This window comes from Pseudomonas vanderleydeniana, from assembly GCF_014268755.2.
Classification (GTDB): domain Bacteria; phylum Pseudomonadota; class Gammaproteobacteria; order Pseudomonadales; family Pseudomonadaceae; genus Aquipseudomonas; species Aquipseudomonas vanderleydeniana.
This window is the reverse complement of sequence record NZ_CP077093.1, coordinates 3796569-3810479: the sequence shown is the minus strand read 5'-3', so window position 1 is coordinate 3810479 and position 13911 is coordinate 3796569. Positions and strand designations below refer to the sequence as shown.

Sequence of the window (13911 nt, the reverse complement as noted above, 5' to 3'; positions counted from 1 at the left end):
GGTCTACATCAGCGGCGACGGAACAGCGGCAGCGGTTCGTCGGTGGCGGCCTGGTAGGTCACCGAGAAGTCCTTGAGGCTTTCCAAGGCTTCATAGGGGTCCTTGTCCGCACGCAGGGCAAAGGCATCGAAACCGCAGCGGTGCAGGTAGAACAGCTGGTCGCGCAGCACGTCGCCGATCGCCCGCAGCTCACCCTTGAAACCATAGCGATCACGCAGCAGGCGGGCATTGGAGTAGTTGCGACCGTCGGTGAAGGCCGGGAAGTTCAGGGCGATCACCTGGAAATGCTGGATGTCATCACCGATCTCCTCGGCTTCCTCGTCCGCGTCCAGCCACACGCCCAGGCCGCCATCGCGGGCCTTGAGGGCATGGCCGTGGTCGCGCCACAGGGCCAACGGGACGATCAGGTCGTCACAGTTGGTGATACCGTCGAGGGTCGCGTCCTTGGGCAGCAGGTGCCAGGTCTCGTCGACCACCTCGTTGTTCTTAATGATTCGCTGCATAGACGCGTTCCTTGAAGAGGTCGATGCCGATACGTTGGTAGGTGTCGATGAAGCGTTCGTCTTCGGTACGTTGTTCAACGTACACGTCGATCAGCTTCGAGATCACGTCGGGCATGTCGTCCTGGGCGAAGGATGGGCCGAGGATCTTGCCCAGGCTGGCGTCGCGGCTGGCACTGCCACCGAGGGAAACCTGGTAGAACTCTTCACCTTTCTTGTCCACCCCGAGAATGCCGATGTGGCCGACGTGGTGGTGACCGCAGGCGTTCATGCAACCGGAGATGTTCAGGTCCAGCTCGCCGATGTCGAACAGGTAGTCCAGGTCGTCGAAGCGGCGCTGGATCGACTCGGCGATCGGGATCGACTTGGCGTTGGCCAGGGAGCAGAAGTCGCCGCCGGGGCAGCAGATGATGTCGGTCAGCAGGCCGATGTTCGGCGTGGCGAAACCGTTTTCACGCAGTTCGCCCCACAGTTCGAACAATTTGCTCTGCTCGACGTCGGCGAGAATGATGTTCTGCTCGTGGGAAGTGCGCAGCTGGCCGAAGCTGTAGCGGTCGGCGAGGTCGGAGATCGCGTCGAACTGCTTGTCGGTGACGTCGCCTGGAGCGATACCGGTCGGCTTGAGCGACAGGGTCACGGCAACATAACCCGGTTTCTTGTGAGCCAGGGTGTTGCGTACACGCCAGCGGGCAAAGCCCGGGTGCTGCTGGTCCAGAGCGGCCAGTTCGGCGGCCTGGTCTTGCAGTGCCTTGTAGTCGGGGCCGACGAAGTGCTTGGCGATCCGCTGCACTTCGGCCTCGGTCAGGGTGGTCTGGCCGCCACGCAGGTGGACCATCTCGGCCTCGACCTTCTCGGCGAAGACTTCCGGCGTCAGGGCCTTGACCAGGATCTTGATGCGCGCCTTGTACTTGTTGTCACGACGGCCATAGCGGTTGTACACACGCAGGATGGCGTCGAGGTAGCTCAACAGGTCCTGCCACGGCAGGAACTCGTTGATGAAGGCACCGACCACCGGGGTACGGCCCAGGCCGCCACCGACCAGAACGCGGAAACCCAGCTCGCCCGCGGCGTTGCGCACGGCTTCCAGGCCGATGTCATGGACTTCGATGGCTGCACGGTCGGAGCTCGAACCGTTGATGGCGATCTTGAATTTGCGCGGCAGGTAGGCGAATTCCGGGTGGAAGGTGGTCCACTGGCGGACGATTTCGCACCAGGGGCGCGGGTCGATCAGCTCGTCGGCGGCGACGCCGGCAAACTGGTCGGTGGTCACGTTGCGCAGGCAGTTGCCACTGGTCTGGATCGCGTGCATCTGCACGGTGGCGAGTTCCGCGAGGATGTCCGGAACATCTTCCAGGGCCGGCCAGTTGAACTGCACGTTCTGCCGGGTACTGATGTGGGCATAGCCCTTGTCGTAGTCGCGGGCGATCTTGGCCATCATTCGCGTCTGGCGCGAAGTCAGTTGGCCGTAAGGCACGGCGACCCGCAGCATCGGCGCAAAGCGCTGGATGTAGAGGCCATTTTGCAGGCGCAGGGGGCGGAACTCTTCTTCGCTCAGTTCGCCCGCCAGATAGCGTCGGGTCTGATCACGGAACTGCTTGACGCGGTCCTCGATGATTCGCTGATCGTACTCGTCGTATACGTACATATTGATCCTGTTTTCAGGCTTTATAGGTCTGCCGCAAGGCGGGTAGGGCCATCGCCAGACCTGAACAATTCCGCGCGCACGGCCGCGCACTCCCGTGGGGAGCCGGCGCAAGATAGCAGTTTGCGGTTATGTGCAAAAATGATGTTTTTGAATATGAACATAACCAAAATCGATATGCACCGGGAGGCGGCAAAGACCTTGGTTGTGATAGGGACAATTGTGGTCTTAACTATCGAGGCGTCTTCGAGCAATCACCGACAAAATCTACAAGAGGCGATGCGATGAGCAATCCAACCAAGACAAGGAAAAGCGACAGTGCGGTCGATGCCTGGGCCATCCTGTTCCTGATCATCCTGGTGGTGGTCACGGCGGTGTTCTGGGTCAGTCATCAGTGAACGGGCCGTTTGGCCTGTCCTGAACTGAACGTCGTTCCCGGGGCTGTGTGCAGTCGTCGTGGGGCTCAGGAATGACAGGGGTGTGGTAGATGCAGCAGTGCGCGGTTCCCCGAAGGAGCGGGGAGCCGCGAAGTCGCGTCAGGGGCTCAGACGCCAGCGAAGAGCAGCACCAGCTTGACGATACCGAGCAGGGTCAAGGCGAATACCGCAGTGAACAGGATACCCAGGATCACGAAGTGGCTGGGCTTGCCGTGGGTGAAGTCGCGTGCGCGGTTTTTCCCGCTTTGCACGCCGAAGGCGGCAGCCATGACGCTGTGCAGCATCTGCCAGAAGGTCGGCGGCTTGTTATCGATAGGATCGTCCATAGCATCCTCCACACGGGTCCCAGTGTGGAGAGCATAGACAATTTCCAGGGTGGGCGCAGAGCGCCTGGTGAGGCATTCCCACGCTGGAGCGTGGCAACGATCGGCTTCGGGCTCGTGGCTGACAGGCAATCACCGTGGCAGGTTTCAGGGGCGCCAGAGGCGCCCCAGCGCGGGCAAGCCCGCTTCCAGCAGGAGGTGATATCAGTTGTCGTAGCCCAGGTTCGGCGCCAGCCAGCGCTCGCTGACGGCCAGGTCCTGGCCCTTGCGCGCGGTGTAGCTTTCGATCTGGTCCTTGTCGACCTTGCCCACGGCGAAATACTGCGCCTGTGGATGGGCGAAGTACCAGCCGCTGACCGCCGCCGCCGGGAACATCGCGTAGTGCTCGGTGAGGAACACGCCGCTGCGACCGGCCTTGCCCTCGCTGGCCTCGGGATCCAGCAGGCTGAACAGGGTGGCTTTCTCGGTGTGGTCCGGGCAGGCCGGGTAGCCGGGGGCAGGGCGGATACCGCTGTACTGCTCCTTGATCAGCGCCTCGTTGTCCAGTTGTTCATCCTTGGCATAACCCCAGTGCTCCTTGCGCACCTGTTCGTGCAGCCATTCGGCGCAGGCTTCGGCCAGGCGGTCGGCGAGGGCCTTGACCATGATCGAGTTGTAGTCGTCGCCCTTGTCCTGGTAGGCCTTGGCCACTTCCTCGGCGCCGATGCCGGCGGTGGTGATGAAGCCACCGACGTAGTCGGTGACGCCGCTGCCTTGCGGGGCAACGAAGTCGGCCAGGGAGAAGTTCGGCTTGCCGTCGGTCTTGATGATCTGCTGACGCAGGTGATGCAGCCTGGCCAGTGGCTGGCCGTCTTCGCCATACAGCTGGATGTCGTCGTCCTGCACCTGGTTGGCCGGCCAGAAGCCGAACACCGCACGTGCGCTGATCAGCTTCTCGTCGATCAGCTTGTCGAGCATCTCCCGGGCATCCTTGTACAGCGCCGTGGCCGCTTCGCCGACCACGTCATCCTCGAGAATGCGCGGGAACTTGCCAGCCAGGTCCCAGGAAATGAAGAACGGCGTCCAGTCGATGTACTCGGCGAGGGTTCGCAGGTCGATGTTGTCCAGCACCCGGGTCCCGGTGAAGGTCGGCTTGACCGGCTGGTAGTCGCTCCAGTCGAACTGCGGCTTCTTCGCGATCGCGGCGGCGTAGCTCAGGCGCTCGGTGCGGGCGCTGCGGTTGGCAGTGCGCTCGCGCACTTCGACGTATTCTTCGCGGGTGCGCTGGACGAAACCGGCCTTGAGCTCCTCGGACAGCAGTTGGGTCGCCACGCCGACGGCGCGGGAGGCGTCGGTGACGTAGACCACGGCGTCATTGCTGTAGCGCGGTTCGATCTTCACCGCGGTGTGCGCCTTGGAGGTGGTCGCGCCGCCGATCATCAGTGGCAGATGGAAATCCTGGCGCTGCATTTCCCGGGCAACGTGAACCATCTCGTCCAGCGACGGAGTGATCAGCCCGGACAGGCCGATGATGTCGCATTTCTCTTCGCGGGCCACCTGCAGGATCTTCTCCGCCGGGACCATCACGCCGAGGTCGACAATGTCATAGCCGTTACAGCCCAGGACCACGCCGACGATGTTCTTGCCGATGTCGTGCACGTCGCCCTTGACCGTGGCCATCAGGATCTTGCCCTTGGCTTGCGGCTTGTCGCCTTTCTCCAGTTCGATGAACGGGATCAGGTGGGCTACGGCCTGTTTCATCACCCGGGCGGACTTCACCACCTGGGGCAGGAACATCTTGCCGGCGCCGAACAGGTCACCCACGATGTTCATGCCGGCCATCAGCGGGCCTTCGATCACCTCGATCGGGCGGGCGAAGGACAGCCGCGATTGCTCGGTGTCCTCGACGATATGGGTGGTGATGCCCTTGACCAGGGCATGCTCCAGGCGCTTGTTGACGTCCCAGCTGCGCCACTCCTCGGTTTCGGCTTCCTTGGTGGCACCGTCGCCCTTGTACTGGTCGGCGATGGCGAGGAGGGCGTCGGTGCCTTCCGGCGTGCGGTTGAGGATCACGTCCTCAACCGCGTCGCGCAGCTCCTGCGGGATCTGGTCGTAGATCTCCAGCTGGCCGGCGTTGACGATACCCATGGTCAGGCCGGCGCGGATCGCGTACAGCAGGAACACCGAGTGAATGGCCTCGCGCACCGGGTTGTTGCCGCGGAACGAGAACGACACGTTGGACACACCACCGCTGCTCAGGGCATGGGGCAGCTCGTCACGGATGTAGGCGCAGGCGTTGATGAAGTCGACCGCGTAGTTGTTGTGCTCCTCGATGCCGGTGGCCACGGCGAAGATGTTCGGGTCGAAGATGATGTCTTCCGGTGGGAAACCCACCTCGTTGACCAGGATATCGTAGGAGCGCTTGCAGATTTCCTTCTTGCGCGCCTCGGTGTCGGCCTGGCCGACCTCGTCGAAGGCCATCACCACCACGGCGGCGCCGTAGCGCTTGCACAGCCTGGCGTGATGGATGAACTGCTCGACACCTTCCTTCATGCTGATCGAGTTGACGATGCCCTTGCCCTGGATGCACTTAAGGCCGGCCTCGATCACCTCCCATTTGGAGGAGTCGATCATGATCGGTACACGGGAGATGTCCGGCTCGCTGGCGATCAGGTTGAGGAAGGTGACCATCGCCTTCTTCGAGTCGAGCATGCCCTCGTCCATGTTGATGTCGATTACCTGGGCGCCGGCTTCCACCTGCTGCAGGGCGACTTCGAGGGCCTCGGTGTAGTTTTCCTCGCGGATCAGGCGGGCAAACTTGGCGGAACCGGTGATGTTGGTCCGCTCGCCGACGTTGACGAACAACGACTGGCGATCGATGGTGAACGGCTCCAGGCCGGACAGGCGGCAGGCCTTGGGAATGTCCGGGATGACGCGTGGTGCATGGGCCGAGACGGCCTTGGCGATGGCGGCGATGTGCGCCGGGGTGGTGCCGCAGCAGCCACCGACGATGTTCAGGAAACCGCTCTGGGCGAATTCCTCGACCACCTTGGCCATTTCCTCGGGCAATTCGTCGTACTCGCCGAATTCGTTCGGCAGGCCGGCGTTGGGGTGCGCGGAGACGTGGGTACTGGCCTTGTCCGACAGCTCTTCCAGGTACGGGCGCAGCTCGCTGGCGCCGAGGGCGCAGTTCAGGCCGACGGAGATCGGCTTGGCATGCGCCACGGAGTTCCAGAACGCTTCGGTGGTCTGGCCCGACAGGGTGCGGCCGGAGGCATCGGTGATGGTGCCGGAGATCATGATCGGCAGTTCGAACCCCAGTTCCTCGAAAACGCCCTGCACGGCGAAGATCGCTGCCTTGGCATTGAGGGTGTCGAAGATGGTCTCGATCAGGATCAGGTCCGAGCCGCCTTCGATCAGGCCACGGGTGGCCTCGGTGTAGTTCTCGACCAGTTCATCGAAGGTGACGTTGCGATAGCCAGGGTTGTTCACGTCCGGCGACAGCGAGCAGGTACGGCTGGTCGGGCCGAGGACGCCGGCGACGAAACGTGGCCGGTCCGGGGTTTCCAGGGTCTTGGCGTCAGCTACCTGGCGCGCCAGGCGTGCGCCCTCGACGTTCAGTTCGTAGACCAGTTCCTCCATGCCGTAGTCGGCCTGGGAGACGCGGGTGGCATTGAAGGTGTTGGTTTCCAGGATGTCGGCACCCGCGTCCAGGTAGGCCTTTTCGATCGAGCCGATGACATCCGGGCGAGTGATGACCAGCAGGTCGTTGTTGCCCTTCACGTCGCTTGGCCAATCGGCGAAGCGTTTGCCGCGATAGTCCTGCTCCTCGAGCTTGTAGCTCTGGATCATGGTGCCCATGCCGCCATCAAGAATCAGGATGCGTTCTTTGAGGGCCTGCTGGAGAGCGTTGAGGCGAGCACTGCGGTCGGACATGGGACTACCTGGAAAGACGGACACAGAAAGAGCCGGAATGATATCAAAGCTGTGCGTCTTGAGAGCATGTCGGGGTTTTTCATGAAAATCACTCATGTTGAAACGTCGGCGACAGGGTAGAATCAGCGCGTTTTTTTACTTTCAGGACCAGGGATATGTCGCGTCGCTTTGTCAGCGTTTTCTTACTGCTGTTGTTCAGCGGTGTCACTCAGGCGCAAAGCCCGGCCCCTGCGATCTCCTATACCCAAGATGTCCAGCCGATCTTCACCGAGAAATGCGTGGCCTGTCATGCCTGCTACGACTCGGCCTGCCAGCTCAACCTGGGCAGTGCCGAAGGTGCTGCACGGGGCGCCTCGAAGCTGCCGGTCTACGACGGTGACCGCAGCAAGGCGCTCGAGCCGACTCGGCTGTACATCGATGCCCATACCCCACTGCAATGGCGACAGAAGACGTTCTACTCGGTGCTCGATGCCCAGGGCAGCCAGGCGGCACTGATGGCGCGCATGCTGGAGTTGGGCCATCGCACGCCGCTGGAGCCCAATGCCAAGCTGCCGGATAACATCGTGCTGGGCCTGAACCGGCAGAACATGTGCCCGCTGCCCGAAGAGTTCGACGGTTATGCCGGTGCCCATCCGAAGGAGGGCATGCCATTGGCGGTGACCGGGCTGACCGATAGTCAGTATGCGATCCTGCGACACTGGCTGGCCATCGGCGCGCCGATGGATGCCAAGCCGCTGGCGCCGACGGCCCGCGAGGCGCAGCAGATCACCCAGTGGGAGAGCCTGCTCAATGCGCCGGGTGCCCGGGAAAGCCTGGTGGCACGCTGGCTGTACGAGCACTGGTTCCTGGCCCATGTCTATTTTGACGGCGGCGAGTCCGGGCATTTCTTCCAGTGGGTGCGTTCGCGCACGCCCAGCGGCCAGCCGATCGACCTGATCAACACCCGGCGGCCCAACGACGATCCCGGTACCCAGGTCTACTACCGTCTATGGCCGGTACAGGGCGCGATCGTCCACAAGACTCACATCACCTATGCCCTGAGCGCGGCGAAAATGGCGCGGATCAAGACCCTCTTCTATAGCGGCGACTGGCAGGTCAGTGCCTTGCCGGGCTACGGGCCGCAACGCCGGGCCAACCCGTTTGAAACCTTCGAGGCGATTCCGGCGGCCGCGCGCTACCAGTTCATGCTCGACAACGCCGAATATTTCGTCGACACCTTCATCCGTGGGCCGGTCTGCCGCGGACAGATTGCGACCGATGTGATTCGTGACAACTTCTGGGCGTTCTTCCAGGCCCCGGAGCATGACCTGTACATCACCGACCCGAGTTATCGCGGCAAGGCCACGCCGCTGCTGGCGATGCCCGGGCAGAACGACGATGTTGGCAGTGTGTTGAGCCTGTGGTTGGCCTACCGCGACAAGCGCAACGAGTACGAGTCGCTGCGCTCGAAGGCCTATGCCCGGGTGCCGGCGCCCAGCTGGTCGACCCTGTGGGCTGGCAACGACAACGCCTTGCTGAGCATTTTCCGCCATTTTGACAGCGCCACGGTGACCAAGGGGCTGATCGGCGAGGTGCCGCAGACCATGTGGCTGTTCGACTACCCGCTGCTGGAGCGCACCTACTACCAGTTGGCGGTGAACTTCGACGTGTTCGGCAACGTCTCGCACCAGGCCCAGACCCGGCTGTACTTCGACCTGATCCGCAACGGTGCCGAGCAGAACTTCCTGCGCCTGATGCCAGCCGATTCGCGCGATGCCTACCTCGACGACTGGTACCAGAACAGCGGCAAGATCAAGATGTGGATGGATTACGAGCGTATCGACGACAGCAAGCCGACGGCGCTGAAGCTCGACGAGAAGGACCCCAAGCGGGACTTCGCCAAGCAGTTGCTGGCGCGCTATGGCGAGCTCAACGCCCATCCGGACCCGATCAACCGCTGCGATGGGGCCTACTGTTCGCGGCCCAATATCGTCCCGGCGTTGCAGGAGGCCGAACAGTCGCTGAGTCGCCTGACTTCACGTCCGGCGGCAGGTCTCAGGGTGATCGACCAACTGCCTGAAGCCACGATGCTGCGCATCGAGACCCGTGAGGGTAAACGCGCGATCTACAGCCTGCTACGCAACCGTGCCCACAGCAACGTGGCGTTCATGCTCGGCGAGGCCTACCGCTATCAGCCGGGCCTGGATACCGTGACCATCTACCCGGGGGTGCTGACCAGCTACCCGAACTTCATGTTCAACGTACCTGCCGAGCAGGTGCCGGCGTTCGTCGATGCCATGGAGCAGGCCAAGGATGCCGCGGCGTTCGAGCAGATCGTCCGGCGTTGGGGGATACGCCGTAGCCATCCGCAGTTCTGGTTCTATTTCCATGACCTGACGACCTATCTCAAGGAAACCGATCCGGTGAATGCGGGCGTGCTGGACATGAACCGTTACGAGAACCTGTGAAGAGAACGGCTTGTGGCGAGCGGGCCTGCCCGCGCTCGGCTGCAAGGCAGCCGCAAACCAGCAATCGCGATATTCCTGACACGTTGAGTTGCCTGGTTTTGGGGCCGCTTTGCGGCCCAGCGCGGGCAGGCCCGCTCGCCACAAGCCTGGCATCAGTTGCTGTGTTATTCCGACAAAAATACTAGGACTTTGTCCGGCGGCCTGATTTGGCGTAGACTGGTAGCAATCTGTGAGGAGATTCCATGAGCGCCATAACCATTACCGATGCCGCACACGATTATCTGGCGGACCTGCTGTCGAAGCAGAACACTCCAGGGATCGGTATCCGCATCTTCATCACCCAGCCGGGCACCCAGTATGCCGAGACTTGCATCGCCTACTGCAAGCCGGGCGAGGAAAAGCCTGAAGACACCGCGCTGGGCCTGAAAAGCTTCACTGCCTGGATCGACTCGTTCAGCGAGGCGTTCCTCGACGACGCGGTGGTCGACTATGCCACGGACCGCATGGGTGGTCAGCTGACCATCAAGGCGCCGAACGCCAAGGTGCCGATGGTCAGTGCCGACAGCCCGATCAACGAGCGCATCAACTACTACCTGCAAACCGAGATCAACCCCGGTTTGGCCAGCCATGGCGGCCAGGTCAGCCTGATCGACGTGGTCGAGGACGGCATCGCCGTACTGCAGTTCGGTGGTGGTTGCCAGGGCTGTGGCCAGGCCGACGTGACCTTGAAGGAAGGCATCGAGCGCACCCTGCTCGAGCGTATCCCCGAACTCAAGGGCGTGCGTGACGTCACCGACCATACGCAGAAAGAAAACGCCTACTACTAAGGGTGTTCGCTGCATTGAGTCGCAAAAAACGGTGCCCGTGAGCACCGTTTTTTTTGGGGCGAGCAGTTGTGGTGGCTGAATTGGTGTATTCGCGGGCAAGCCCGGCTCCTACAGTGCTCGGGCGCTCATGAATCTTGTGCGCGACGCAATCCTGTAGGGGCCGGGCTTGCCCGCGAATGCGTCCTGGTGGCCACTACCTATCCTGCAGGTAATCGCGCAGCCGCTCCTGCAGGTACGGCACCCCCAGTGGGTGCGCCAGGTACTCGGCAATCGGCATCATCCGCCAATACTGTCCCTCGTCGCCAAAGCGGATCGCCGCGATTTCCACCTGGCTCAGTTGCCCCACCAGAAACCATGAATGGCTGCCCGGCTGGGTGACGCTGGGGTAGCGTCGCGTCCACTCGATGCGCTCGGCGCCGAGACGCAGGGAAAACTCCTCGTCCAGCTCGCGCAAGGCGCATTCGCTCGGGGTTTCCTCGCCTTCGCGGCCGCCACCGGCAAAGTCCCAGTGGCCGGGGTAGGGAATACTCTCCTTCATGTCGCGCAGGTAGGTCAGCAACTGGTCGCCACAGATCAGTGCCAGCTTGGCACCGGAGAACGCTTGCTCGGACATTGCTTTGCCTCCGCCAGGTCAGGGTCGGTACAGGTGGGCATGGCCAGCCCGGTACAAGGATGACTCGCTGAAGTGGTCGCTGCCCAGTACGCGCCCCACCAGGATCAGCGCGGTACGCCGAAAACCCTTGGCTTCGACCTTGGCCTGGATGTCCGCCAACGTGCCCTGGACCCAGTCCTGGTCGGGCCAGGTGGCGCGGTGGATCACAGCGATCGGGCAGTCTTCGCCGTAGTGGGGTAGCAGCTCGGCGACGATCTTCGCCAGGTGATTGACGCCCAGGTGAATCGCCATCGTCGCCTGGTGCTGGGCCAGGTCCGCCAGTTCTTCGCCAGCGGGCATCCGGGTCTTGTCGGCATAACGGGTCAGGATCACGCTTTGGGAAATGTCCGGCAGCGTCAGTTCGGCGCCGAGCAAGGCCGCGCAGGCGGCCGTGGCGGTGACGCCGGGGACGATTTCATAGGCGATGCCCCGCTCACGCAGATGACGGATCTGCTCGCCAATGGCGCCGTACAGGGAGGGGTCTCCGGAATGCACCCGGGCTACATCCTGTCCGGCGGCGTCGGCGGCCTGGATCAGGTCGATGATCTGTTCCAGGTGCAGTTCGGCGCTGTTGATCACCTGGCTGGCGCGGTGTCCCTCCAGCACGGCCTCGGGTACCAGCGAGCCTGCGTAGATGATCACCGGGCAACTGCGGATCAGGCGTTGACCCTTGACGGTAATGAGTTCCGGGTCGCCGGGGCCGGCACCGATGAAGTAGACGGTCATAAGTTTCTCTGTACGGGCTTTGCCATGAACCTCGCGTTGAGTGCACCCAGGTTTGCTGGCTGGGTCGCGACGCGAATTCTGGGGCCGACATGAATAGCGCTCATGCAGGAGGAGGGGGTTATCAGGGGTTTTGCCCGGTCCAGGCCAGCGCAAAGGTAGCCTGCGGGTGCTTTTGGCGTGAAATCAGCAGACTGGCCGGGGCCTGGCCCAGCTGTTCGGCCAGGGCCAGCGCGGCACTTTCGGCCACGCCGTGGCAGCCGGTGCGGGCAAAAGCCAGGCTCGAACGATGGCTCAGGCGAGGCTCATACGGCTGCAGGGCCGCGGCCTCGAAGAACACCAATGGCAGTTGCAGGTGCCGGGCCAGTTCAATCAGTCCCGGCTCGTGGCGTTTCCCGTCGATGCTGGCCAGGCCTGCGATGCTGGCCAGGTCGATTCGCCGGGCCAGCAGCGATTGTTCCAGCAACTGCAGCAGCACCGGGGCTTCGCAACCTTGTCGGCAACCGAAACCAACCGCCAAGGTCGGTTTCGCGTCGGGAGTTGTCATGCCGGGTACTGATCGTCGTTCTTGCGACGGAACAGCCACGCACTGACCAGGCCCAGGGCCAGCCAGAAGACGGCGTTGGTCAATTGCGAGGCGATCTTGAACTGCGCTTCCAGTGCGGGCGGCGCAAGGCTCGAATGTACTTCCGGCTGTGGTGCGCCAATCACGTGAGGAACCACGATAATGGCCACGCCGAGCAACTTGAGTGCCCAATGCCGACCGAACACAAGCAGGGCGATGGCCACGGCGGTGGACGCTGCGGTGCTGGCCCACCAGATCTGCCGTTGCAGCAGGTCCGCGGCGGCCGTGCCGGGCAGCTCTGGCGGCAGCCCCAGGGTGGGCGCCAGGCAGAAGGTGGCATAGCCGGCCAGGCCCCAGAGCAGTCCCTGGGACGTGCGATTGGGTGCGCGCAGGGTATAGAGGCCGGCGAGCATCAGGGCGAAGCCGACGGCAACTACCAGGTTGCCACCTGTGGTCGACAGCACGCGCTGCCAGCCATCTTCAGGCTCCCAGGCTTCTGCATCGTGTTCATGGCTGTGGCCGGCCAGGGCGGCATCGGTGTGTTCATGGGCTTCGCTGGCAGGCGCCTTCTCGTAGGTTTCCGCCTCGAGAATCAGTGGCGCGACCCAGAAGCTCTGTAGCAGGGTCAGCAGCAGGGCGGCCAGCAGTCCGCTGAAACCGGCGGTTCGGGCAATGCGCTGGATCATGTCGGTTGTCTCAATGGCACGGGAAGGCGGCGCTATGGCGCGTGTCATGGGCCGCATTGTGGACGGCATCGATATGCGAGAAACCGGCGAAGTAAACCAGCAGCACGCCGAGCACACTGGCACCGATGGCGGCAACCAGGCGTTGAGTGCGAGTCGATGTAGTCGTGCCGCTATGGCTGGCGGTAGTAATGGACATGGCGCTTCCCTCTGCGATTTTCAGCGGGCGGCCAAGCGCAAGAAAACCTGTCGGAACGGGTCCGCAGGTTTCAACAGCGCCTGCCCACCGCAGGTTTGTCATTCGATTTTTCCGGGCCGGTCTCCGGGCTCGCGAGGGGTTCGAGCGTGGCTTGAACCTTCCAGCATCACCTTCCCATGCCGAGTGGCACAGTGGATCCGACGCTTCTCTCGCTTACCGTTGCGGGGGCAGCACCGGACTTGCCTGGCGTGATGAATCATCATCCGCCGACGCACCGGTTTCCCGTTTCACCCTGTGAAGGGCACCCAGAACAGGCGGCTAGGAAACCATGCCGTGTGTCCGTGCGTCAACTGAACCGAGCGCGGTCAAGGCGTCATGGATGCGCAGGCATGAATGAGGGGTGGGCTGAACTTAAAGTGAATTCTAGAATAAAAAAATCAATAAAAACAAAAAGTTATATTATGCTTTTGATCTTGTCCCTTAACTGGTCGATGGAGAAGGGCTTGCCGATCACCTGCATGCCGGCGGGCACCTCGATGCTTTCGGCGTAGCCGCTAGCGAACAGAACCGACAGTTCGGGGCGAGCCTGGCGCGCCGTGCTCGCCAGTTCGCGGCCATCCATGTCGGGTAGGCCGACGTCGGTCATCAGCAGGTCGATCGGCATGGCCGGGTCGTTGAGGATTTCCAGGGCCTCGTCACTGCTGCCGGCCTCCAGTACCTTGAATTCCAGTTCCTCCAGCACATCGACAATCAGCATGCGGACAATGGTGTCGTCTTCGACGACGAGGATGGTGGAGCTGGCTGCACACATGGCGGTTTTCCCGAAAAGTGAAAGCGGGAACAGGAGGCTGCCTGTCCCTTGTCTTGTATTGGTAAGCGGCGAATCGGTACAAGTTCTATTTCTTGTACAAAAAAACATTGGCTGTATAAGTGTGGCAGGATAGCCGGTCTGGTTGATGCTGTGCAGTGCGAGGCGAGAAAATGCCTTCTACGCTGTG

At 62.4% G+C, this 13911-nt stretch carries 12 protein-coding genes and 1 riboswitch; of the genes, 2 read left to right on the top strand and 10 right to left on the bottom strand.

Annotation, left to right across the window (positions count from 1 at the left end; genetic code table 11):
* Positions 1–8 precede the first annotated feature (8 nt).
* The 4 genes from HU752_RS17165 to metH form a co-directional block, all read right to left on the bottom strand.
* Positions 9–503 carry a DUF934 domain-containing protein gene (locus HU752_RS17165; RefSeq protein WP_186682859.1) on the bottom strand — a complete coding sequence of 165 codons (495 nt, stop codon included), beginning with the start codon at positions 501–503 and terminating at the stop codon, positions 9–11.
* Entirely contained in the window at positions 487–2145 is a 1659-nt protein-coding gene (locus tag HU752_RS17160) for a nitrite/sulfite reductase (RefSeq protein ID WP_186682860.1), read from the bottom strand. The genes HU752_RS17165 and HU752_RS17160 overlap by 17 nt, the downstream gene beginning before the upstream one ends.
* Before the next feature lie 541 nt (positions 2146–2686).
* Positions 2687–2905 (bottom strand): DUF2970 domain-containing protein, encoded by a 219-nt coding sequence (locus HU752_RS17155; RefSeq protein WP_186682861.1) that lies wholly within the window; start codon positions 2903–2905, stop codon positions 2687–2689.
* A 201-nt stretch (positions 2906–3106) separates the two neighbouring features.
* Positions 3107–6817: a methionine synthase gene (metH, locus tag HU752_RS17150; RefSeq protein WP_186682862.1), complete on the bottom strand. Its 3711-nt coding sequence runs from the start codon at positions 6815–6817 to the stop codon at positions 3107–3109.
* A gap of 155 nt (positions 6818–6972) precedes the next feature.
* Here metH and HU752_RS17145 point away from each other — a divergent pair, with 155 nt between their 5' ends.
* Together HU752_RS17145 and nfuA are read left to right on the top strand one after the other, a co-directional pair.
* Positions 6973–9264: a fatty acid cis/trans isomerase gene (locus HU752_RS17145; RefSeq protein ID WP_186682863.1), complete on the top strand. Its 2292-nt coding sequence runs from the start codon at positions 6973–6975 to the stop codon at positions 9262–9264.
* A gap of 242 nt (positions 9265–9506) precedes the next feature.
* Positions 9507–10091 (top strand): Fe-S biogenesis protein NfuA, encoded by a 585-nt coding sequence (gene nfuA / locus HU752_RS17140; RefSeq protein WP_186682864.1) that lies wholly within the window; start codon positions 9507–9509, stop codon positions 10089–10091.
* Positions 10092–10284: 193 nt separating this feature from the next.
* Here the strand turns inward: nfuA and HU752_RS17135 are convergent, their stop codons facing one another.
* From HU752_RS17135 to HU752_RS17110, 6 genes are all read right to left on the bottom strand, one after another.
* Complete coding sequence (locus tag HU752_RS17135; protein WP_186682865.1) at positions 10285–10704, bottom strand: NUDIX hydrolase; 420 nt, start codon at positions 10702–10704, stop codon at positions 10285–10287.
* A gap of 18 nt (positions 10705–10722) precedes the next feature.
* Positions 10723–11469 (bottom strand): precorrin-4 C(11)-methyltransferase, encoded by a 747-nt coding sequence (cobM, locus tag HU752_RS17130; RefSeq protein ID WP_186682866.1) that lies wholly within the window; start codon positions 11467–11469, stop codon positions 10723–10725.
* A 121-nt stretch (positions 11470–11590) separates the two neighbouring features.
* Positions 11591–12013 (bottom strand): cobalamin biosynthesis protein, encoded by a 423-nt coding sequence (locus HU752_RS17125; RefSeq protein ID WP_186682868.1) that lies wholly within the window; start codon positions 12011–12013, stop codon positions 11591–11593.
* Entirely contained in the window at positions 12010–12717 is a 708-nt protein-coding gene (locus HU752_RS17120) for a CbtA family protein (RefSeq protein WP_186682871.1), read from the bottom strand. The genes HU752_RS17125 and HU752_RS17120 overlap by 4 nt, the downstream gene beginning before the upstream one ends.
* 10 nt (positions 12718–12727) lie before the next feature.
* Positions 12728–12913: a CbtB domain-containing protein gene (locus tag HU752_RS17115; RefSeq protein WP_186682873.1), complete on the bottom strand. Its 186-nt coding sequence runs from the start codon at positions 12911–12913 to the stop codon at positions 12728–12730.
* A gap of 97 nt (positions 12914–13010) precedes the next feature.
* Positions 13011–13237: riboswitch (cobalamin riboswitch) on the bottom strand.
* A 130-nt stretch (positions 13238–13367) separates the two neighbouring features.
* Entirely contained in the window at positions 13368–13724 is a 357-nt protein-coding gene (locus HU752_RS17110; protein ID WP_186682875.1) for a response regulator, read from the bottom strand.
* Between the last annotated feature and the right edge of the window lie 187 nt (positions 13725–13911).

Excerpts from the sequence above, each read along its gene's own strand:
- HU752_RS17135 (WP_186682865.1), bottom strand. The coding sequence starts at position 10,704 with ATGTCCGAGCAAGCGTTCTCCGGTGCCAAGCTGGCACTGATCTGTGGC.
- HU752_RS17125 (WP_186682868.1), bottom strand. The coding sequence starts at position 12,013 with ATGACAACTCCCGACGCGAAACCGACCTTGGCGGTTGGTTTCGGTTGC.
- cobM (WP_186682866.1), bottom strand. The coding sequence starts at position 11,469 with ATGACCGTCTACTTCATCGGTGCCGGCCCCGGCGACCCGGAACTCATT.
- HU752_RS17115 (WP_186682873.1), bottom strand. The coding sequence starts at position 12,913 with ATGTCCATTACTACCGCCAGCCATAGCGGCACGACTACATCGACTCGC.
- metH (WP_186682862.1), bottom strand. The coding sequence starts at position 6,817 with ATGTCCGACCGCAGTGCTCGCCTCAACGCTCTCCAGCAGGCCCTCAAA.
- HU752_RS17165 (WP_186682859.1), bottom strand. The coding sequence starts at position 503 with ATGCAGCGAATCATTAAGAACAACGAGGTGGTCGACGAGACCTGGCAC.
- nfuA (WP_186682864.1), top strand. The coding sequence starts at position 9,507 with ATGAGCGCCATAACCATTACCGATGCCGCACACGATTATCTGGCGGAC.
- HU752_RS17145 (WP_186682863.1), top strand. The coding sequence starts at position 6,973 with ATGTCGCGTCGCTTTGTCAGCGTTTTCTTACTGCTGTTGTTCAGCGGT.
- HU752_RS17120 (WP_186682871.1), bottom strand. The coding sequence starts at position 12,717 with ATGATCCAGCGCATTGCCCGAACCGCCGGTTTCAGCGGACTGCTGGCC.
- HU752_RS17160 (WP_186682860.1), bottom strand. The coding sequence starts at position 2,145 with ATGTACGTATACGACGAGTACGATCAGCGAATCATCGAGGACCGCGTC.
- HU752_RS17110 (WP_186682875.1), bottom strand. The coding sequence starts at position 13,724 with ATGTGTGCAGCCAGCTCCACCATCCTCGTCGTCGAAGACGACACCATT.
- HU752_RS17155 (WP_186682861.1), bottom strand. The coding sequence starts at position 2,905 with ATGGACGATCCTATCGATAACAAGCCGCCGACCTTCTGGCAGATGCTG.